The 19,094-nt window shown below is 43.2% G+C and carries 20 protein-coding genes; 3 read left to right on the top strand and 17 right to left on the bottom strand.

Features of this window, described 5'->3' with window-relative positions; translation table 11 throughout:
* The first annotated feature begins 94 nt into the window (after positions 1–94).
* Positions 95–1,324: a DEAD/DEAH box helicase gene (locus U0R10_RS08790; protein WP_377983596.1), complete on the top strand. Its 1,230-nt coding sequence runs from the start codon at positions 95–97 to the stop codon at positions 1,322–1,324.
* On the opposite strand, the gene ftsA is transcribed toward U0R10_RS08790, so the two are convergent.
* The 17 genes from ftsA to U0R10_RS08705 form a co-directional block, all read right to left on the bottom strand.
* On the bottom strand, positions 1,321–2,634 hold the full coding sequence (gene ftsA / locus U0R10_RS08785; protein WP_377983595.1) for a cell division protein FtsA: 1,314 nt from the start codon (positions 2,632–2,634) through the stop codon (positions 1,321–1,323). The two genes, U0R10_RS08790 and ftsA, sit on opposite strands and share 4 nt — an antisense overlap.
* Positions 2,635–2,704: 70 nt before the next feature.
* Positions 2,705–3,496: a cell division protein FtsQ/DivIB gene (locus U0R10_RS08780; RefSeq protein ID WP_377983594.1), complete on the bottom strand. Its 792-nt coding sequence runs from the start codon at positions 3,494–3,496 to the stop codon at positions 2,705–2,707.
* Position 3,497: 1 nt separating this feature from the next.
* Positions 3,498–4,877: a UDP-N-acetylmuramate--L-alanine ligase gene (murC, locus tag U0R10_RS08775; RefSeq protein WP_377983593.1), complete on the bottom strand. Its 1,380-nt coding sequence runs from the start codon at positions 4,875–4,877 to the stop codon at positions 3,498–3,500.
* The gene (gene murG, locus U0R10_RS08770) at positions 4,868–5,971 is read right to left on the bottom strand and encodes an undecaprenyldiphospho-muramoylpentapeptide beta-N-acetylglucosaminyltransferase (RefSeq protein WP_377983860.1); all 1,104 of its coding nucleotides are present in this window, start codon (positions 5,969–5,971) and stop codon (positions 4,868–4,870) included. Before murG ends, murC begins: the two co-directional genes overlap by 10 nt.
* Positions 5,972–5,976: 5 nt before the next feature.
* Positions 5,977–7,161 carry an FtsW/RodA/SpoVE family cell cycle protein gene (locus U0R10_RS08765; protein ID WP_377983592.1) on the bottom strand — a complete coding sequence of 395 codons (1,185 nt, stop codon included), beginning with the start codon at positions 7,159–7,161 and terminating at the stop codon, positions 5,977–5,979.
* Positions 7,151–8,482 carry a UDP-N-acetylmuramoyl-L-alanine--D-glutamate ligase gene (gene murD, locus U0R10_RS08760; protein WP_377983591.1) on the bottom strand — a complete coding sequence of 444 codons (1,332 nt, stop codon included), beginning with the start codon at positions 8,480–8,482 and terminating at the stop codon, positions 7,151–7,153. The genes U0R10_RS08765 and murD overlap by 11 nt, the downstream gene beginning before the upstream one ends.
* Before the next feature lie 148 nt (positions 8,483–8,630).
* Positions 8,631–9,464, bottom strand: coding sequence for a translation elongation factor Ts (tsf, locus tag U0R10_RS08755; RefSeq protein WP_377983590.1), 834 nt, complete (start codon positions 9,462–9,464; stop codon positions 8,631–8,633).
* A gap of 14 nt (positions 9,465–9,478) precedes the next feature.
* Complete coding sequence (rpsB, locus tag U0R10_RS08750; protein ID WP_377983589.1) at positions 9,479–10,288, bottom strand: 30S ribosomal protein S2; 810 nt, start codon at positions 10,286–10,288, stop codon at positions 9,479–9,481.
* Between the two features lie 78 nt (positions 10,289–10,366).
* Entirely contained in the window at positions 10,367–10,756 is a 390-nt protein-coding gene (rpsI, locus tag U0R10_RS08745) for a 30S ribosomal protein S9 (RefSeq protein WP_377983588.1), read from the bottom strand.
* A 12-nt stretch (positions 10,757–10,768) separates the two neighbouring features.
* Positions 10,769–11,212 carry a 50S ribosomal protein L13 gene (gene rplM, locus U0R10_RS08740; protein WP_377983587.1) on the bottom strand — a complete coding sequence of 148 codons (444 nt, stop codon included), beginning with the start codon at positions 11,210–11,212 and terminating at the stop codon, positions 10,769–10,771.
* Between the two features lie 218 nt (positions 11,213–11,430).
* Positions 11,431–12,774 carry an acetyl-CoA carboxylase biotin carboxylase subunit gene (gene accC / locus U0R10_RS08735; RefSeq protein WP_377983859.1) on the bottom strand — a complete coding sequence of 448 codons (1,344 nt, stop codon included), beginning with the start codon at positions 12,772–12,774 and terminating at the stop codon, positions 11,431–11,433.
* 59 nt (positions 12,775–12,833) lie between these two features.
* On the bottom strand, positions 12,834–13,283 hold the full coding sequence (gene accB, locus U0R10_RS08730) for an acetyl-CoA carboxylase biotin carboxyl carrier protein (protein WP_377983586.1): 450 nt from the start codon (positions 13,281–13,283) through the stop codon (positions 12,834–12,836).
* 50 nt (positions 13,284–13,333) lie between these two features.
* Positions 13,334–13,897, bottom strand: coding sequence for an elongation factor P (efp, locus tag U0R10_RS08725; RefSeq protein ID WP_377983585.1), 564 nt, complete (start codon positions 13,895–13,897; stop codon positions 13,334–13,336).
* Positions 13,898–13,909: 12 nt separating this feature from the next.
* Positions 13,910–14,911 (bottom strand): beta-ketoacyl-ACP synthase III, encoded by a 1,002-nt coding sequence (locus tag U0R10_RS08720; RefSeq protein WP_377983584.1) that lies wholly within the window; start codon positions 14,909–14,911, stop codon positions 13,910–13,912.
* 6 nt (positions 14,912–14,917) lie between these two features.
* Positions 14,918–15,862, bottom strand: a complete 945-nt coding sequence (gene plsX, locus U0R10_RS08715; protein WP_377983583.1) for a phosphate acyltransferase PlsX — start codon at positions 15,860–15,862, stop codon at positions 14,918–14,920.
* 128 nt (positions 15,863–15,990) lie between these two features.
* Positions 15,991–16,182, bottom strand: coding sequence for a 50S ribosomal protein L32 (gene rpmF, locus U0R10_RS08710; RefSeq protein ID WP_315577081.1), 192 nt, complete (start codon positions 16,180–16,182; stop codon positions 15,991–15,993).
* 18 nt (positions 16,183–16,200) lie between these two features.
* Positions 16,201–16,743, bottom strand: a complete 543-nt coding sequence (locus U0R10_RS08705; protein ID WP_377983582.1) for a YceD family protein — start codon at positions 16,741–16,743, stop codon at positions 16,201–16,203.
* A gap of 103 nt (positions 16,744–16,846) precedes the next feature.
* On the opposite strand from U0R10_RS08705, the gene U0R10_RS08700 reads away from it, so the two are divergent.
* Together U0R10_RS08700 and U0R10_RS08695 are read left to right on the top strand one after the other, a co-directional pair.
* The gene (locus tag U0R10_RS08700) at positions 16,847–17,470 is read left to right on the top strand and encodes a phosphatase PAP2 family protein (RefSeq protein ID WP_377983581.1); all 624 of its coding nucleotides are present in this window, start codon (positions 16,847–16,849) and stop codon (positions 17,468–17,470) included.
* Complete coding sequence (locus tag U0R10_RS08695) at positions 17,463–19,094, top strand: ArnT family glycosyltransferase (RefSeq protein ID WP_377983580.1); 1,632 nt, start codon at positions 17,463–17,465, stop codon at positions 19,092–19,094. Before U0R10_RS08700 ends, U0R10_RS08695 begins: the two co-directional genes overlap by 8 nt.

Genomic DNA, 19,094 nt, shown 5'->3' with positions numbered 1-19,094 from the left:
TGAGAGTTAAGAGGTGAGAGGTAAGAAGTAAAATAATATACATAACATGACTGGTGACTAGCGAATAGTGACTGTAAGTCTTAAAAAGAACATTTTGACATTCAAAGAACTTGGCTTAGCCGAACGATTATTAGAAGGGATTGATTCCATGGGCTACAAGACGGCGACACCTGTGCAAGAGCAGGTGATGAAGCCAATTTTAGCGGGGAAAGACGTCCTAGCTTCGGCGCAGACAGGTACTGGGAAAACGGCTGCGTTTTTGTTGCCAATCATCCATAAGATTTTAACGGAAGAGCATTCCGAAGATCACATCAATGCCTTGATTATTGTACCTACTCGTGAACTTGCCGTGCAAATTGCCGGTAACATGGAAGGTTTAGGGTACTTTACCAATGTTAGCTGCATGCCGGTTTATGGTGGCGGTGATGGTAATTCATTTACGACTGAAAAGACGGCACTAACTTCGGGGGTCGACCTCGTAGTTTGTACTCCTGGCCGCATGATTGCCCATTTAAATATGGGTTATGTAGATCTATCGCATGTTAAATACTTAGTATTAGATGAGGCGGACCGCATGCTCGATATGGGTTTTCATGATGACCTGATGAAGATCACAGGTCACCTACCTAAGGTGCGTCAAAACCTCTTGTTCTCTGCGACCATGCCGCCGAAGATGCGCGATCTTGCTCGGAAGTTGATGGAAGATCCCGTAGAAGTAAATATCGCCGTTTCCAAACCCCCGGAGGCTATTGTCCAGGAAGCGTTTGTGGTATATGAAAAGCAAAAAAGTCCTTTGGTGAAGTATTTATTGAAACGCCAGGATTATACCCGTGTGATTGTTTTCTGTTCCCGGAAACAGAATGTGAAGTCCTTGACGTCCGACTTGAAGCGTGCACGTTTCTCGGTGGAAGAAATTCACTCCGATTTGGAGCAAGATGTGCGCGAGCAAGTATTGCAAGATTTCCGAAATAAGAAAACGAAGATTTTAGTAGCCACCGATATTTTGAGTCGGGGAATCGATATCGATGAAATCGAATTAGTTATCAATTACGACGTGCCCAATGACGGGGAAGATTACATTCACCGGATAGGTCGTACGGCCCGTGCCCAAACGAAGGGAACTGCCTACACCTTAATTACGGAATCGGAACAACGGAAGTTTGCGGCTATCGAGCGCTTATTGGAAAAAGAGGTAACCAAATCAGCCGTACCCGAAGAATTCGGACCCGTACCTGAATATAGTCCAGAATCGAAAAAGCCAGCTTTCTCAGGAGGAGGTTTCAAAAAAGGAGGCAAGAAAAAACCTTGGCGTAAAAAGGATTAGTATTCGCCGCCTTCTTCATCACTGCCAACAAGCGATTCAACTAAACGGCCGAAAATCGATTTGATCGATGGAGGCTTTTGTTTCGTCGAATTACCACTGGTTGGGATATAATCCGTTTGAGAGCTTGTCTCAGGTGCCGCATCATCCGTATTTTCTAATTGGTCGAAATATACTTGGACTAGTCCCACGGACGTAGCGTACGATGGATCTTTGATTTCGTCGGATGCGGTTGCATTTGGAATGCCCACACGCGTCTCTAACTCTGTTACTTTTTGGAATAATTCATCGATGTAAGGTAAGGTTGCGCCACCGCCACATAGGACGATTCCGCCACGCAATGCCGTAACATTCGTTGTTTTTTGAATTTCTGCCATGACAACAGCAGCTAATTCCTTCATGCGCTCCTCGATAATGATCGCTAAATTCCGAACGGAGACCGGCGTAGGTTTACGTCCAGCCATTCCTGGAATCATGACAACCTCATTGATTTCAATCAATTTTTGAAGTGCCGAACCGAAATTTACTTTCAAGGCTTCTGCGTGCTCTAAAGTCACATCAAGCCCCACTTTGATATCTTCTGTAATGCGATCGCCACCCCAGTTTAACACTTTGGCATGCTTCAATCGTCTGTTTTGATAGATACTAATTTCAGTTGTTCCACTGCCAATATCCACTAATACAACACCTTGCTGCTTTTCTTCTGCACTTAATACCGAGCTTGAACTAGCCAAGGGGCTAAAATATAAATTACCACCCTTAATGTGGTCTGACTCCGCAGAAGCTAAGGTCTTGCGGAATAAATCAAATTTATCTTGACGCGCTGTGATGACCATGAAATCCCCTTGAATACGTGGACCCACTTGGCCTACTGGATCTAAGGTTTCAGGTAATGAGCCTACGGTAAAACCTGTAGGTAGCGTGTGCAATACACATGGATTTTTCTCCGCGATTGATTTTTTAGCTTCCTCTGTAATCTCCAAAATCTCCTTAACAGAGACAGGTTCAGATGGATTTTTACGCTGTTTCGTGATCGTATACGGGCTAACAGCAATATGACTTCCTGATAAGTTGGACGAGAAATAATACTCTTTTGATTTTCCAGGTAGGGCAACCGCAATTTGGTTGATTGCCTCAGAAATAGCTGCGGAAGTTTTATTGATATTGACAATTTCACCGTTTAAAATGAATCCTGTTGTGGATGCTTTTCCAGTGGCTACTATCTCCAGCTGACCTTGTGCATTTTGCTTGCCCGCTACTGCTTTAACAAATGAACTACCAATATCTAGACCAATGATCAAATCGTTCCGCATAAAAATTACATGTATTGTATAATGAACTCACCTCGGAAAGGTGATTTAGCTTTGAAATTACCTAAAATGCCTAATAATCACAAATTACCTGATTCTTATATTTTAGATGTATCCACGAGTAGGTATCCCAACCTTTATTTGGAATGATTTTCTTATAAAATAAAGCCAGTTTTTTAAATTTCGTTTCGATGTGAATAGGCAAACCGAAGTCTATATACGTTCTTCCCATGGTGGGTACCATCACAATTCCACCATCCTCTGCCACGATAACTTGCGCAATTTGTGCTTTCCAAAATTCATCCTGATTAATGAATTCCAAGAAGGGTAAAAGCGTTTTGCCGCGCGCGTCGCGTAGGTCGCGCCGGCTGTCCTTAAAGAATGGTCCGGAGACAACTAAAATACGCGGGGTGAACAAATCACTCGTGGAGATGAGTCGGCCTTCTTGCGTCACATACTGATCTCTCAAATTCGATTCCCCCGATGTAAAGCGCAATATCCGTGCAATAGGACTATATTCTTTAACCGAAATAATTATTTTTCCACTAAAATCATGGTGCGCTTCGCAGGATTTAACCAGTGGAATGCGCTTCACACGTTGTTCGATTTGATGTAACGAAATCTCATTCAAGGGCTTATTTAGAAAATAATCGCTCCCCTGATTGGTCACCATTAAATTAATATCCTGCTTGCCCAACAAAGGTTTTTCGTTTTCAGAATCTAACTTAACGATGAGTCCTGTACATTTTATTTCGTTGTAGCTGATCTCCTCATAGACAACAGCGGCAATCGCCAATCCCATGAGTATTACGATACTCAGGATCTTTTTTAAACGCTGTATTTTGATTTTTGTGGAGGGACTCATGCTACGAAGTTAAGGCCAATTTACAATCATTCAAAAGCAAGTCAATATCTCCTGCACCCATCGTGACTAATAAGCGTGGTTTATCGGCTTGCATACGCTGAATAAAGTCTTCTTTGCTGATGACAGATTTTTTCTCCAGGGGAATTTTACTCAAAAGTAATTCCGATGTAATGCCTGGAATTGGTAATTCCCTGGCTGGGTAAATGTCTAATAAATAGATCTCATCTGCAATCGCCAAGCTCTTGCCAAAATCATCCAAGAAATCACGTGTCCTCGAAAATAAATGGGGCTGAAAAATAGCAACAATTTTTTCATCCGGATATAAAGCTTTCACGGATGTCAGGCAAGCACTAATTTCGGTCGGATGATGTGCATAATCATCGATCATCACATGGTCCTCAGTCTCTACATGGTACTCAAACCGGCGTTTGACCCCTTTAAATGAAGCAATTCCCGCTTTGATTTCATCAGGTCCTAAACCATGGTGCATCGCTAACGCACTAGCTGCTAAGGCATTTTCAATGTTGTGAAACCCAGGAATACGCATCGGGATATCCGTTATTTTACCCCCTGGGTAAAGCATGTCAAACACCATGCGGTGATTCTCAATGCGAATATTCGTTGCTTGATAATCCCCTTGATTAATCCCAAAGGTGTACCCCGTTTCTTTCGAGCTTAGTGTCAAGCCTGATTTTTGTATGAAAAATCCGTCAGGTTTGATTTGGTCCACAAACAATTGGAACGATTCAAGCACTTGTTCCGCTCCACCGTAGATGTCTAAATGATCTGCATCCGTTGATGTAACTACCGCTGCCGTGGGATGTAATGTCAAAAACGATCGATCATATTCATCGGCCTCAACCACGCAAACCATGTTTTCACGCCCTTGATTTGGAATGAAGTTTGTCCCGTAATTCTGAGTTATTCCACCTAAAAATGCCGTCACATTTTGCTTGGCATGAACTAACAAATGGGTCAATAATGAGGAAGTCGTTGTTTTTCCGTGTGTTCCTGCCACGGCTAGCGTGGGCATTTGTTCCGTGATCCAGCCTAAAATCTGCGAACGCTTCCACAAGGGGATGTTGGCGGCCAACAAATAATTCTTTTCAATGTGGTCGGCCGGAATCGCTGGCGTATAAATAAACAAACACTTCTCAGATTCAGCTAAGCAGATGGCCGGGATTTGATCAACTGAATCTTCGTAGTGAATGACCATTCCTTCGCTAGCGAGCGTACGCGTTAATGGGCTTTCGGTTTTGTCATAGCCAGCGACGGGGTATCCGTTGTACAGAAACCAGCGGGCGATGGCCGACATTCCTATGCCGCCGATGCCTAGAAAGTAGACTTGTTTCAAGTCTGTCATGGAAACGTTTATGCGCATGGGTTCATGTCGTTTAAAATAGCTTGGGCGATTTCTGTGGCCGCGTATGGTTTACCCATGGCTAAGCTTTGAAGTCCCAATTCAGTTAATACAGTTTTATCTGTTAGTGTCTTTAATGCGGTAGGTACCAAATCTGCTTGCGCATCTTTATCCAATACTAAGCGGGCAGCCCCATTATTCACCAGGCTTTTTGCATTTTCAGTTTGATGATCTTCGGAAGCATTCGGGAATGGAACCAAAATACTCGGTTTCCCTGCCAAACAAATTTCAGAAACACTGAGCGCCCCAGCACGGGAAACCACTAAGTCGGCTATCGCATACGCTAAATCCATCTCGTAAATAAAGGCCGACACATAACTTTTGAGTCCATTAGTGGCCCCTGAGGCCTTTTTTGCCTCATTTTCGAACGACACCCCTGTTTGCCAGATTAATTGGACATCCGCTTCCGCTATGGCAGCTAATCCGTTTTGGATGGCTAGATTGATGCTTCGAGCCCCTTGACTACCGCCGATAACCAGGATTGTTTTTTTATTCGGATCAAGACCAAAAAACGAGCTTGCTTTATCTTTTTTTCCAGCTAGGTCAATTAAGTCTTTTCGTACTGGATTTCCGGATAAGGTAATTTTATCTTTCCCGAAGAATTTTTCCATGCCGGGGTAAGCAACGAAAATATGTTTGGCTTTGCCGCTTAGTGCTTTATTGGTGATCCCTGCAAACGAATTTTGCTCTTGGATGAAGAAAGGAATTCCTTTGACCCAAGCGGCAATTAACATCGGACCTGAGGCATAACCACCCACACCGATGGCTACATCGGGTTTGAATTCTGCAATAATTTGAAATGCTTTGCGTAAGCTTTGAATGAGTTTAAAGGGAAACATCAGGTTTTTGGCCATGTTCTGGCGGTTGATGCCCACGATCGGTAAACCTTGAATGTTGAAACCTGCTTTGGGAACTTTTTCCATTTCCATTTTGCCTTCGGCGCCCACGAATAGAAATTCGAGGGAAGGGTCTTGGTCTTTTAGTGCCGTGGCGATGGCGATCGCTGGATAGATATGTCCTCCAGTTCCGCCTCCAGAAATGATGATTCGTTTAATGCTCACTAAATAACTGATTTAAGGTCTTTTGTTTCCATTTCCTTATCGCGACTAATGGATAGAATCAGACCAATACTAAGTGCTGTAAATACAAGCGAAGTTCCTCCCGCAGAAATCATAGGCATCGGTTGGCCCGTCACAGGACCTGCACCCACCGCTACCAGCATGTTAATGAACGCCTGAATTACAATGGAAAATGTTAAGCCGGCGGAAAGCAAACCTCCGAGTGGTTTACCACTATAGCGAATCACGGAGGAGCCTCGCCACATAAACCAGAGGAATAGCAGCGGTATAGCTAGTCCCATAATGAGACCGTATTCTTCCAAAATAATGGCGTAAACGAAATCAGATTCTGCTTGAGATAAAATGAAACGATATTGACTATTTCCTGGTCCTTTAGGAATAAGTGCACCGGTTGCAATCGCGTACCAGCTACGTTTAAGTTGGTAATTTTCGTCTTTATCCTCTAGGTTCTTTAAGCCATTTTTATTCGACGATAAGGTACGTTGCGCGTATGTTGCCAAACGTGCTTTTACCGTTGCTGCCCGTTGGCCGATACCCAACGTAACCACCGAGCCAGCTATGAAGCCTACAATGCCTACGATCAAGAAAATTGATTTAAATGGTACACGGCCAAAAATCATCAGGACGATACTGGTTAAGAAAATCAAAATGGCTGTCGAGAAATTAGATAACATAACCAAGAAGCAGGTGATGCCTACTTGGATAAGAATGACTAAGATAACCCCGAAATTATACGCACTCTGGTCGGCTTGTCGGGTCGAAAATATCTTCGCCAAACTCATTGTTAGGCAAAGTTTCGCCATATCGGACGGCATGAAACTAATAAATCCTAGGTCGATCCAGCGGCTGGCTCCTCCTTTATTTTCGCCAAAGAAGAAAGCAACGAGGATGAGAATCCAAGAAAAAATCAGGAAGATGTTACTGTACTTGGTTACGCGCAGGTAGTTTTGGCGGGAAATCCAAGACATGATCGCGAAGGATCCGGCCAGCAGGAATATCGATTTAGCGATGTTGAAAATGGGTACCATAGGACCCCCCATAAACATTTTTCCTTTGGCAGAAAATTGAATAAGTAAACCAAAAATATTCAGCAGAAAAACGATGAACCAAATTTGGTAGTCGCCTGCTAAACGCGTTTTGATAAAATTGGTTATTCTAGCTTCCATGAGTTAATCGGTTAACGGTTGCCTTAAATTGATCCCCGCGGTCTTCGTAATTTTTAAATAAATCAAAACTAGCGCAGGCAGGCGAGAGGAGTACGATATCTCCTGATTCACCCCATTGCATGCTCGTTGACACTGCAGTTTCCAGCGAATCTGTCGACAGGATCTGAGGTACTCGGTCGCCAAAATGTGCCATTAATTTAGCATTATCTGTCCCCAGGCAAATCATGCCTTTCACTTTTGACTTGACTAAATCGTTTAGGACGTCGTATTCGTTGCCTTTGTCTACACCGCCAATAATCAGAATTAAATTCTTTTGAAAGGAGTTTAGCGCATAGAATACCGCGTCCACATTGGTGGCCTTCGAATCATTAATGAATTGAATTCCATGCCAGTTGCCGCAAGGTTCTAATCTGTGCGGTGCATTTTGAAACGATCCTAGGTTTGCTTGAATGTCCGACCACGATACGCCCGCTTCGGTAGCCGCTAAAACGGCAGCGGCCATGTTGATGGCATTATGTGGTCCTTGAATCGGAGCAGTGGCGCGTTCAATCTGGCCAAACGCAAACTGAATTGCATCATCCGTGATATTTGCCGCACCGGCTTGTTGGCCAAAATGAATAGTCTTCAGCTGTGCTGCTTGCGGAATTAAATCCTGGTATTGTTGGATCACTTCGTCGTCTCCCCAATAGATACACGCGGTTTGCGTGTTCGCATTTTGGAAGATTCGGAATTTGGAGTGAATGTAATTTTCGAATTTATAGTCGTAGCGATCGAGGTGATCGGGTGTGATGTTAATGAGTACGGCTACATCCGGCTTAAAGTCGAAGCAACGATCTAATTGGAAGCTAGATATTTCGAGTACGAAATAGTCGAAGCTGTTGTCCATGACTTGTTTAGCAAAGCTTTGACCAATATTCCCTGCTAGGCCTACGTTGAATCCGGCTTCTTTGAGCAGGTGGTAGGTGAGTAGGGTAGTTGTCGTTTTGCCGTTGCTTCCGGTGATGGCGATCAATTTGGCTTTAGTGTAGCGTGCGGCGAATTCAATTTCAGAAACGAGAGGTATTCCTTGTTTCTTGATGGTTTGTACGAGTTCGCTTTTTTCGGGTATTCCGGGACTGATGATAATTTCGTCCGCTTTTAAAATTTCGGATACGGTATGCTTTTCGGATTCGAAAGGAATGGCTTGACGACGTAATTGATCTTGGTAATGTTCTTTTAGTTTTCCTTGGTCGGAAAGAAAAACGCTAAAGCCTTTTGATTGGGCTAAAAGGGCTGCGCCAACACCACTTTCTCCTCCTCCTAATATGACAATATGGCCCATGCGCGCTGATTTTGACTAAACGTAATTTGTTTACAATTTAGAAAATGTCTGTCATTTTTTCAAACCTGATTTACGGCTTTTCTAGGAAATTTTACACAAAAAAAAGACCAGCGTTTCGGCTGGTCTTTTGATGATTCTGCTGGTTGAATTATACCAAAGCGATACGTTTGAATGACGCGATCGTAAGACCTTTTTGCGTTGATTCAACATATTGACGGATCGTGATCGATGAATCTTTCACGAACTGTTGGTTCAATAACGTAGACTCTTTGTAGAATTTCTCTAGTTTACCTACAGCGATTTTTTCCAACATAGCTTCTGGCTTTCCTTCTTGACGTGCTTGGTCTTTTCCAATCTCGATTTCACGCTCGATTGTTTCCGCATCAACGCCGTCTTTGTCTAAAGCAACTGGCTTCATAGCCGTGATTTGCATCGCGATATCTTTGCCAACTTCCTGAACATCAGCTCCTTGAACGTTTTCGAACGCTACAAGAACACCGATTTTGTTGTTCGAGTGAATGTAAGAAACTACTTTCTCAGCTGAGATATTTTCGTAAGCTGCTAATGTAATTTTCTCGCCAATTTTACCTGTTAGGTCGATGATATGTCCTTCTACAGAACGGCCATCAGCTAAAGGCTCAGCTAATAAATCATGTGCAGATGGTGCGTGAGATTTCACGGCAGCATCTAAGATATTTTTAGCTAAATCGTTGAAAGCATCTACTTTAGAAACTGGCTCAGTCTCACATGCAAGGGCAATTAATTTACCGTTTGAGTGATCTGCGTTCATAGCGATCAAAACTACACCTTCATTTGTTTCATTGTCGGCACGTTTCGCTGCTACTTTTTGACCTGCTTTACGTAGGATGTCTACGGCTGCTTCGAAGTCGCCATCGGCTTCTGTCAAAGCTTTCTTGCAATCCATCATACCGGCGCCAGTCATTTGGCGTAATTTATTAACGTCTGCGGCTGTAATTGACATAATTTGAATATTAGTTATTCTTGTTCTGCTTCTTTTTCATATTTGGCAGCTACCTTAGCTGCTTCTTGTGCATCCGCGTCTACTGCGCGTTTTGCTTCTTCCTCTTCCGCGATGCGCGCGTCATCTTTATCTTGCTTGCGCTCAGATAAACCTTCTTCGATCGCTTGGCTGATTGCTTTCACGATCACTGCGATCGACTTGTAAGCATCATCATTAGCTGGGATAGGGTAGTCTACTAATTCTGGATTTGAGTTTGTATCACACATAGCGAAAACTGGGATACCCAATTTCTTAGCTTCAGATACCGCGATGTGCTCACGCTTCACGTCAATCACGAACAATGCCGCTGGTAGACGTGTCAAATCGGTGATACCACCTAACACACGCTTTAATTTCTCCTCCTCACGAGTCATCATTAAACGCTCACGCTTAGCTAGAGTTTTAACAATTACTTCGTCTTTTAACATCTTGTCGATGCTTGACATTTTCTTGATCGACTTACGTACGGTCGCGAAGTTTGTCAACATACCACCTAACCAACGGTCAGTTACGTATGGCATCTTTAATTTATCTGCCTCTGTTGTTACGATTTCTTGCGCTTGTTTCTTTGTCGCAACGAACATGATCTTACGACCAGAACGAACGATAGCACGCATTGCTGCAGCTGCTTCTTCAAGGCTAGAAATAGTTTTGTTAAGATCAATGATGTGGATACCATTTTTCTCCATAAAGATGTATGGAGCCATTTTTGGATCCCACTTACGTGTCAAGTGACCGAAGTGAACGCCTGCGTCAAGCAAGTCGTTGTAGCTTAATTGTGCCATTTTGGTTGTTTAAGAATGTGAAAAATAAAAATGTGGAAAAGGCATCGGCAACAGACAAGCCTTTCCCACGAACCCTTTTTAACGCTTAGAGAACTGGAATCTCTTACGAGCTTTCGCACGTCCTGGTTTCTTACGCTCAACCATACGAGGGTCACGCGTTAAGAATCCTTCTTTTTTCAAAGGAGAACGTAATTCAGCATCTTGCGTTTGAAGTGCACGTGAAATCGCCATACGAAGCGCTTCAGCTTGTCCTTTGATACCACCGCCATCAATATTAGCAGTTACGTCAAATGAACCTACTGTGTTCGTTAAAGCGAACGGTTGGTTTACCACAATCTGAAGAATCTCAGATGGGAAGTAATCCGTTAATGTACGGCCATTAATTTTGATTTGGCCTTTACCTGGTGTCATCGAAATACGCGCTACTGCCGTCTTTCTTCTACCGATTTTATTTGTTATTTCTGCCATTTTAAATGTCCGTTAAAACTTGATTTCTTTAGGTTGCTGTGCTGCATGTGGATGCTCAGATCCTGCGTACACAAATAAGTTGTTGAACAAAGAACGTCCTAAACGATTCTTAGGCAACATACCTTTTACGGCTGCCTCGACAACACCTCTTGGGTTTTTAACTAAAACCTCGCGTGGTGTAGCAAAACGCTGACCACCTGGATACCCCGTGTGACGGATGTAAACCTTGTCAGTCATTTTTTTACCTGTCAAACGAATCTTCTCCGCATTGATGACGATCACTTGATCACCACAATCAACGTGAGGAGTGTACGAAGCCTTGTGCTTACCACGAATGATTTTCGCGATTTCAGAGCATAGACGACCTAAAATTTGGTTTTCTGCGTCTACTACCACCCAGTCCTTTTGAACTGTAGCTTTGTTGGCAGAGATCGTTTTGTAACTTAAAGTATCCACTATTAATAATGTTTAACTGTTGAATCATTTCCACCAAGACCACGGAATTTGCCTTAAGGATTTGATTATGACCTATTTTATCTTTCAAACGGGCATTCAATCGAAAAATGGGAGTGCAAATTTAGAAATTCAAGAACTAATATCCAAACCTGATTCTAAATTATTTGTGAATAAAAAAAGGAGGCCGAGGCCTCCTTCCTTAAAAGTGCATTTAAACACTAGATACCGCTCATATCGAAGGTGTCCATGAATGCTGTCGTGAACTTACCTGATTGAAAACCAGGGTCATCCATCAATTTAATGTGGAATGGAATCGTCGTTTTGATACCTTCAATCACAAATTCTTGTAAGGCACGCTTCATGCGACGCAATACTTCTTCCCGACTTTGACCACTCACGATTACTTTCGCAATCATCGAGTCATAATTTGGTGGAATCGTATAGCCCGAGTAGACGTGTGAGTCAATCCGAACACCGTGGCCACCTGGCAAGTGTAAATTCGTGATTTTACCTGGAGAAGGACGGAATCCATTCGCAGGATCTTCCGCATTAATCCGGCATTCTAACGCATATAATTTCGGGAAATAATTTTGTCCTGAAATCGGGATTCCGGCTGCTACTTTAATTTGCTCCTTAATCAAATCGAAATCAGTCACTTCTTCCGTAATCGGGTGTTCTACTTGGATACGCGTATTCATTTCCATGAAGTAGAAGTCACCGTTTTTGTCCACTAAAAATTCGATGGTTCCTGCTCCTTCATACCCAATAGCACTTGCACCCGCGATGGCTGCATTCCCCATTTTGGTGCGTAATTCTTCTGTTAACGCAGGAGAAGGAGTTTCTTCACATAATTTCTGGTGACGACGCTGGATCGAACAATCACGCTCGGAGAGGTGACATACTTTACCAAACTTATCGCCTACCACTTGAATTTCAATGTGGCGCGGCTCTTCCACGAATTTCTCCATGTACATACCGTCATTGCCAAAGGCCGCTGCTGCTTCCATTTTGGCATCATCCCATAATTTACGGAATTCAGATTCCTCCCGGATGATACGCATCCCGCGTCCACCACCACCGGCAGTTGCCTTGATGATCACCGGGTAAACGATTGTTTTAGCTAATTCAATGGCTTCTTCGACGGTGTCCAACAATCCATCGGAACCTGGGATTACGGGAACACCCGCTTTCTTCATGGTATCTTTGGCTGTGGCTTTGTCTCCCATTTGATTGATCATCTCTGCGGATGCACCGATGAACTTGATGCTATGCTCGGAACAAATGCGAGAAAATTCCGCATTTTCAGATAAGAATCCATAACCTGGGTGAATCGCATCTGCGCCAGTTACTTCAGCGGCAGAAATTAAAGCCGGTATACTTAAATAGGAATCCCGACTTGGAGGAGGTCCGATACAAACGGCTTCATCCGCAAAGCGAACGTGTAAACTTTCTCGGTCAGCTGTCGAGTAGACGGCAACTGTTTTTATTCCCATTTCCTTGCACGTGCGAATGATGCGTAACGCAATCTCTCCTCGGTTTGCAATGAGTATTTTTTTAAACATATAATTTGATTTGTCTGTGCGCACACTTAGTCCATGCGAAGTATGCTTCAGGCTCATAATTAAGCTTTTTCTACTACAAATAAGGGCTGGTCAAACTCCACTGGGCTTGCATTGTCCACTAAAATTTGAACGATTTTTCCAGAAACTTCGGAATCGATCTCGTTGAACAACTTCATAGCTTCAATCATACACAAGGTTTTACCTGGTGCGATTTCTGAGCCAACTTCCACAAAATTATCTTTATCTGGACCAGCTGCGCGGTAGAATGTACCGATCATCGGTGATTTTACCGTGTATAGGTTGTCGGCAACAGGTGCTGCCACGGGAGCTGTAGGTGCTGCCGGAGCCGCTGCTGCCACGGGTGCAGGTGCTGCAGCAACTGAAACGACGGGTGCCACTGCGCTATTTTTTTTCACTGATACTTTTAATCCTTCAGTTTCAATGCTCACTTCCGCTAGGGGAGATTTTGCGATGTAATCTAATAATCGCTGTATTTCTTTCGTATCCATTTCGGTTTGTTAATAGGTGACCGTTTTTACTTTGACAAATGTAGATAAAATTATTTGACGCGCTCCGCGTACGAATAAGTTCTTGTATCTACTTTTATTAATTCATCTTGCTCAATAAAGATAGGCACAGTAATTGTTGCCCCTGTCTCCACGGTAGCTGGTTTTTTAGGTGAGTTCGCTGTATCTCCGCGTACCCCTGGTTCCGTGTAAGTAACTTTCAATTCAACAAACGGAGGCAATTCGCATGAAAGTGCTGAATCATTTTCCGTATTGATTAAGATCTCCACTTCTTGTCCCTCTTTCATCAAATCCGCCATCACGCAAAGATTTTCGCCTAATAAGATTTGCTCAAAGGTCTCGTTGTCCATGAAGTTAAATCCAAATTCATCTTTATAAATGAATTGATATTTTCTGCGTTCCACACGAACTGGATAAATTGAAACCCCTGAATTGAAGGTGTTGTCAATCACTTTGCCCGAAGTCAATGAACGTAATTTTGTCCGAACAAATGCCGGACCTTTTCCTGGTTTAACGTGAAGAAATTCAATGATCGAATATAAATCGTCATTGTACTTGATCACCATACCATTTTTAATATCTGCTGTAGTTGCCATTGTGTTTGTTGATTATTTTGGATCGTATGCCCACGTTATGTAAGCGGAACCCCACGTAAAGCCGCCACCGAAGGCTGCCAAAATTAATTTATCTCCTTTTTTCAATTGATTTTCATAATCCCATAAACATAATGGAATTGTCGCCGCTGTCGTGTTGCCATATTTTTGAATATTCAACATGACCTTGTCTTCACTCACGCCCATCCGGCTCGCCGTGGCATCAATGATCCGTTTGTTAGCCTGATGTGGAACCAAGAAACGAATGTCATCTCCCACCAAGTGATTACGCTCCATGATCTCTGCTGACACATTTGCCATACGCGTGACCGCAAATTTGTAGACAGCTTGCCCTTCTTGACGAATATAATGTAATTTTTGCTCCACAGTTTCATGCGTCGGAGGGTAGGCGCTACCGCCACCTTTTTGCATCAAACTTTCACAACCTTCGCCATCTGATTTCAAGATGAAATCTTGAACGCCTAATCCTTCTGTGTTTGGCTCCAACATAACAGCTGCAGCGCCATCCCCAAAAAGAATGCACGTAGTGCGGTCTGTGTAATCGACGATGGCCGACATTTTATCTGCACCTACGACAATGACTTTTTTGTAACGGCCTGCCTCGATGAATGCGGATCCTACTGCTAAGGCATTTAAAAAACCAGAGCAAGCAGCTGCCAAATCAAATGACGCTGTTTCGCGAATACCCACTGCCTTGCAAATCATGTTCGATGCGGAAGGGAATAGATAATCAGGCGTTACGGTGGCACAGATTAATAGGTCCACTTCTTCCGGTGTCGTATTTGTTTTGCGAAGTAAATCCTCTACCGCTTTCGCTCCCATGACAGAAGTACCTTGTCCTTCGCCTTTCAGGATGCGACGTTCTTTGATTCCCGTGCGTGAGGTAATCCACTCGTCGTTTGTATCTACTAACTTCTCTAACTCTTCATTCGTGAGCACATAATCCGGAACGTATCCTGCTACTCCCGTTATGGCTGCGCTTATTTTATTTGACATCTTATATTAGTTGTTTTCGAAAGCTGCCTTAATTTTTTGGCAGACATTCGATTTGACTATGTTTTGGCATAATTTAATCATGTTCATAATGGCCGTTGGGCTAGATGCTCCATGGGCAATGATGACATTTCCATTGATACCAATGATAGGGCTTCCTCCGTAATTTTCATAATTGGTCCGGTCTACAAATTCATTGACCATTCCTTGTTCCTTCATAATGTTGTAAATGGATTCCCCCATTTTCAGGACAATATTTCCCGTAAAACCATCCGTAACAATTACGTCTGCCTTTCCGCGGAAAACATCTTTTCCTTCTAGATTGCCAACAAAATTTAGTTTATCGTTTGCTTTCAGTAAAGCATGCGTTGCTTGCGTTAAGATGGATCCTTTTTGCTCTTCTTCGCCAATGTTCAACAATCCTACGCGCGGTCGATCGATTCCGCGTGTCGCCGAAGCATACACCGAACCTAATACCGCCCATTGATCAAGCATCTCCGGCTTGCAGTCGGCATTTGCACCAATATCCAACATCACCGCATGAGATCCATCCGTTTGTGGGATAAATCCTGCGATGGCTGGACGCTGAATACCTTCGATTGTTTTGACTGAGAATAGTGAGCCTACCATCATGGCGCCTGTATTTCCGGCTGATGCGAAAATGTCGGCTTTGCCCTCCTTTAAAAGCGCAAACCCAATTCCGATGCTGGAATTGGGTTTTTGCGATAATGCTCGGGTGGGGTGTTCTCCCATTTCAATTACTTCTTCCGCATGAATCACGCGAATTTGACTACCCGTATAACCTCGTTCAGTCAGTAATGTATTAATTGTATCGGCTGGTCCTACCGCCAGAATAGTTTCTTCCGGGGCTAAGTTTGAAATCGCTAAAAGAATCCCATCAACTACTGCTTCTGGGGCATAATCCCCGCCCATCACGTCGATTGCTATGTTCATTCACTAGGTGTTTAAATACTAAATCTAAGGACAAAAATAGTATTAATTTTAGTCAAAAAATAGTATTTTAACGGGATTTTTTCGGCAATATTCAAAAAAAACTGATTTTTTTGGCTAGCCTGGTAAAATTAACGTGCAGAATATCCTTCTACAATCATTTTACCTTTGTAATATAAATTTCCCTCATGCACGTGTGCACGGTGATATAGGTGAGTTTCGCCAGTTTGTGGGTCTACGCCTAAATGCTTAGGAGTTCCGAAATCATGTGCTCTTCTAGTATCACGACGTGTAGTAGAGATTTTTCGTTTAGGATGTGCCATCGTATTTGTTAATTAATTTTATTTTAAATCTTTTAGTTTTTGAAGTGCAGCCCAGCGTGGGGCTGTTGCTTCTTCTGCCGACTGTGACGGACTCGCATCCGCACGATCTGTTGTGTAAATAAATTCATCCGTTTCGGTATCTGCTCCTTCCGCTAAAAACTTGGGATGCAATTTTTTCATCGGGACTTCCAAGGCGATGAAATCAAAAATATCTTGCGATAAATCTAATTTGGGCTCCTTGCGGTCCAATAAAAATAAATTGTCTCCCATGTCCTCATTGTGGTCTGAATACTTAAAAATAAGTTTTTCATTCACCGCAATCGGAGAATCGAAACGCTCCAGTGATCGATCGCAGGTTAGTTCTAAAGAACCTGTAATCTGTAACTGAACCTGAATCATTAAGGCCGACTTCATTAAGTCAACCGTCACATTAAATGTGCCTTTCTCTACCCAATCCTGCTCAAAAGCTGCGAAAAATGAATCATCTCCGCTAAAAGTGTATTGATACGCTTTATCTTCTAATGAAATGATGGGTATCTGGTACGCTTCTAAAACTTTCATGACACGGCTTGTGTTAAAAAAAGGAATGCAAAATTAGGTAAATTTTCGGAAACAGCAAGTGTGACGCTTACCTTTTTCATAAAATCTTCCGACCTTTGAACGGATGACCCAATCGAAAAAATCTTTGTGGACCTTTAGCTTAGCCTTTTTGGCTTTTGAAAGCCTTTGCATCGCAGTTATATGCCAGTTTTCCCGATTGGAACAAATGACCTGGGTGAATGCCCATCATGCGGATTGGGCAGATTATTTGTTTCGTTTTTTGACGTCGCTAGCTGAGATATTCTTGCCGATAGCCCTAGCTGTAAACTTATATCGAAAGAAACATACTTTTTTTATCCCTTATTTGACTTCGTATGCCGTTTCGACGCTACTTGTTCAAGGCATCAAACATCTGATTTTTCCAAATTCCTTGCGCCCAATTGCCTTTTTTGAGCAACTTCATTTACCATGGTATCTCGTTCCTGGTGTCGAAGTTCACACCCAGAATAGCTTTCCTTCCGGGCATACTGCCGCGGCTTGGTTCATGTTTTTTTGGTTTGCTTTGTTGGGAAAATCACGCAGCTGGAGCTTGGGTATGGCTATTTTAGCGATGGGCGTAGGCTACTCGCGTATGTATCTCATGCAGCATTTTCCGATCGATGTTGCGGTAGGTGCCGGTATTGGATTTCTGAGTTCGGCGCTTGTCTATTATTTTATGCTTTATAAACCTCATGCGAATCATGTCTAAGTTGCTGCGAAAACCGTATTTGTTTTGGTCAATCATCGGGGCGCTTATTTACATTCCTTTTTTGGGGGCTTCTCACTTGTTTGACTGGGACGAAATTAATTTTGCCGAGTCTGCACGCGAGATGATGGTCAGCGGAGATTACCTCAGCGTCCAAATTAACTTTCAGCCGTTTTGGGAAAAGCCACCTCTGTTTATGTGGCTTCAAGTGTTGAGTTTTCAGTTTTTTGGCACGTTTACTGAGTCAGCATGGACATCCATGGAATTTGCTGCTCGCTTTCCCAATGCATTCATTGGCATCGCAACTTTGTTAGTCGTTTATCGAATCGGGTCGAAGCATGTATCCGAACGCATGGGGCACCTCTGGGCATTTTCCTACCTCGCGGCCATCACACCTCATGTGTACGCCAGTTCAGGTATCATTGACCCATTATTTAATCTGTTTATTTTTCTGGGGGTATATCAAATAAGCCAATTTTATGCGAATCCCATTTCGTTGAAATCAGCCGTTTGGGCCGGTATCTGCATCGGATTAGGGATGCTAACCAAAGGCCCCGTGGCACTTTTACTCTGGGGCTTGACCATTTTTGTTTTTGCTGTGATCCATCGGGCTGAGGTTTTGACCCATTTCAAGCGCTTATTTTCTGGGGTGGTATTGGCCGCACTACTGGCAATTTCCCTTTTTGTCACGTGGTATGCCTTGATTGTTTGGCAGTTCGGTTGGGGAATTTTAGTTGACTTTTTTGCCTATCAAATACGCTTGTTGACGACCGGAGATGCCGGTCATGGCCAACCGTTTTATTATCATTTTTTTGTTTTACTCTTGGGTTGTTTTCCGATCTCGATCTGGGCGGGTCCGCGCTTGTTTTCGCGCAATCAACCAGCTCGTTTAAGTCAATGGATGCAAGTATTGTTTTGGGTTGTGTTGATTCTCTTTAGCCTCGTCAAAACGAAAATCGTGCATTATTCAAGTATGTGCTGGTTGCCATTAACCTATTTTTCTGCGCTCGTTTTGCATGATTGGTTGGCAGGGACCTGGACCTGGAAACGCGGATATACGATCTTTTTAGCTTCAGTTGGCTTGATTTTGGCTACTGTTTTTTCTCTAGTTCCATGGATTGGGAGGCATGCAGGAGCTTACAGTGTATACATAAAAGATGTTTTTGTCCAAGGTAATTTGCAAGCTCCAGTCTACTGGGAGGGCTGGGAAGTAGGAATTGGTGCGTTTTTCGGGGTAGTGGTGCTAGGGACGGTTTGGCAGAAGCACATACAATTCAAACACATCGCCCGCATGATGGGCGCTGTGATTATGGTTATTATCCTGTACATGGCTGTCGTCGTGCCGAAAATTGAGGGATACACGCAGGCAACTCCGTTGGATTTTTACATTTCACATGTTGGCCAAAAGGTCTACATCGAGCCGGTTGGCTTTAAATCTTTCGCTCACCTCCTGTATTTTCAAAAGCAGGCCTATAGTCCATCGGGGGAGGAGTTAATGAAACAATCCTCGACAGATCGCCCCACCTATTTGGTGATGAAGACGAATGCCGAGGATCGTTACCGTTACCATCCGAACTTGATTTTGATCAAGGAAGAGAATGGATTTTTATTCTATAAGCACAAATAG

The sequence above is a fragment of the Aquirufa avitistagni genome, from assembly GCF_042715545.1.
GTDB lineage: Bacteria > Bacteroidota > Bacteroidia > Cytophagales > Spirosomataceae > Aquirufa > Aquirufa avitistagni.
This window is presented reverse-complemented; position numbering and strand designations above follow the sequence as displayed.

What these genes read in the sequence shown, in the direction of transcription:
- ftsA (WP_377983595.1), bottom strand. Translation starts at nt 2,634, where the DNA reads ATGCGGAACGATTTGATCATTGGTCTAGATATTGGTAGTTCATTTGTT.
- tsf (WP_377983590.1), bottom strand. Translation starts at nt 9,464, where the DNA reads ATGTCAATTACAGCCGCAGACGTTAATAAATTACGCCAAATGACTGGC.
- U0R10_RS08705 (WP_377983582.1), bottom strand. Translation starts at nt 16,743, where the DNA reads ATGAAAGTTTTAGAAGCGTACCAGATACCCATCATTTCATTAGAAGAT.
- U0R10_RS08720 (WP_377983584.1), bottom strand. Translation starts at nt 14,911, where the DNA reads ATGTCAAATAAAATAAGCGCAGCCATAACGGGAGTAGCAGGATACGTT.
- U0R10_RS08765 (WP_377983592.1), bottom strand. Translation starts at nt 7,161, where the DNA reads ATGGAAGCTAGAATAACCAATTTTATCAAAACGCGTTTAGCAGGCGAC.
- rpsB (WP_377983589.1), bottom strand. Translation starts at nt 10,288, where the DNA reads ATGGCACAATTAAGCTACAACGACTTGCTTGACGCAGGCGTTCACTTC.
- U0R10_RS08700 (WP_377983581.1), top strand. Translation starts at nt 16,847, where the DNA reads ATGACCCAATCGAAAAAATCTTTGTGGACCTTTAGCTTAGCCTTTTTG.
- accC (WP_377983859.1), bottom strand. Translation starts at nt 12,774, where the DNA reads ATGTTTAAAAAAATACTCATTGCAAACCGAGGAGAGATTGCGTTACGC.
- efp (WP_377983585.1), bottom strand. Translation starts at nt 13,897, where the DNA reads ATGGCAACTACAGCAGATATTAAAAATGGTATGGTGATCAAGTACAAT.
- murC (WP_377983593.1), bottom strand. Translation starts at nt 4,877, where the DNA reads ATGCGCATAAACGTTTCCATGACAGACTTGAAACAAGTCTACTTTCTA.
- murD (WP_377983591.1), bottom strand. Translation starts at nt 8,482, where the DNA reads ATGGGCCATATTGTCATATTAGGAGGAGGAGAAAGTGGTGTTGGCGCA.
- U0R10_RS08695 (WP_377983580.1), top strand. Translation starts at nt 17,463, where the DNA reads ATGTCTAAGTTGCTGCGAAAACCGTATTTGTTTTGGTCAATCATCGGG.
- U0R10_RS08780 (WP_377983594.1), bottom strand. Translation starts at nt 3,496, where the DNA reads ATGAGTCCCTCCACAAAAATCAAAATACAGCGTTTAAAAAAGATCCTG.
- rpsI (WP_377983588.1), bottom strand. Translation starts at nt 10,756, where the DNA reads ATGGCAGAAATAACAAATAAAATCGGTAGAAGAAAGACGGCAGTAGCG.
- rpmF (WP_315577081.1), bottom strand. Translation starts at nt 16,182, where the DNA reads ATGGCACATCCTAAACGAAAAATCTCTACTACACGTCGTGATACTAGA.
- plsX (WP_377983583.1), bottom strand. Translation starts at nt 15,862, where the DNA reads ATGAACATAGCAATCGACGTGATGGGCGGGGATTATGCCCCAGAAGCA.
- accB (WP_377983586.1), bottom strand. Translation starts at nt 13,283, where the DNA reads ATGGATACGAAAGAAATACAGCGATTATTAGATTACATCGCAAAATCT.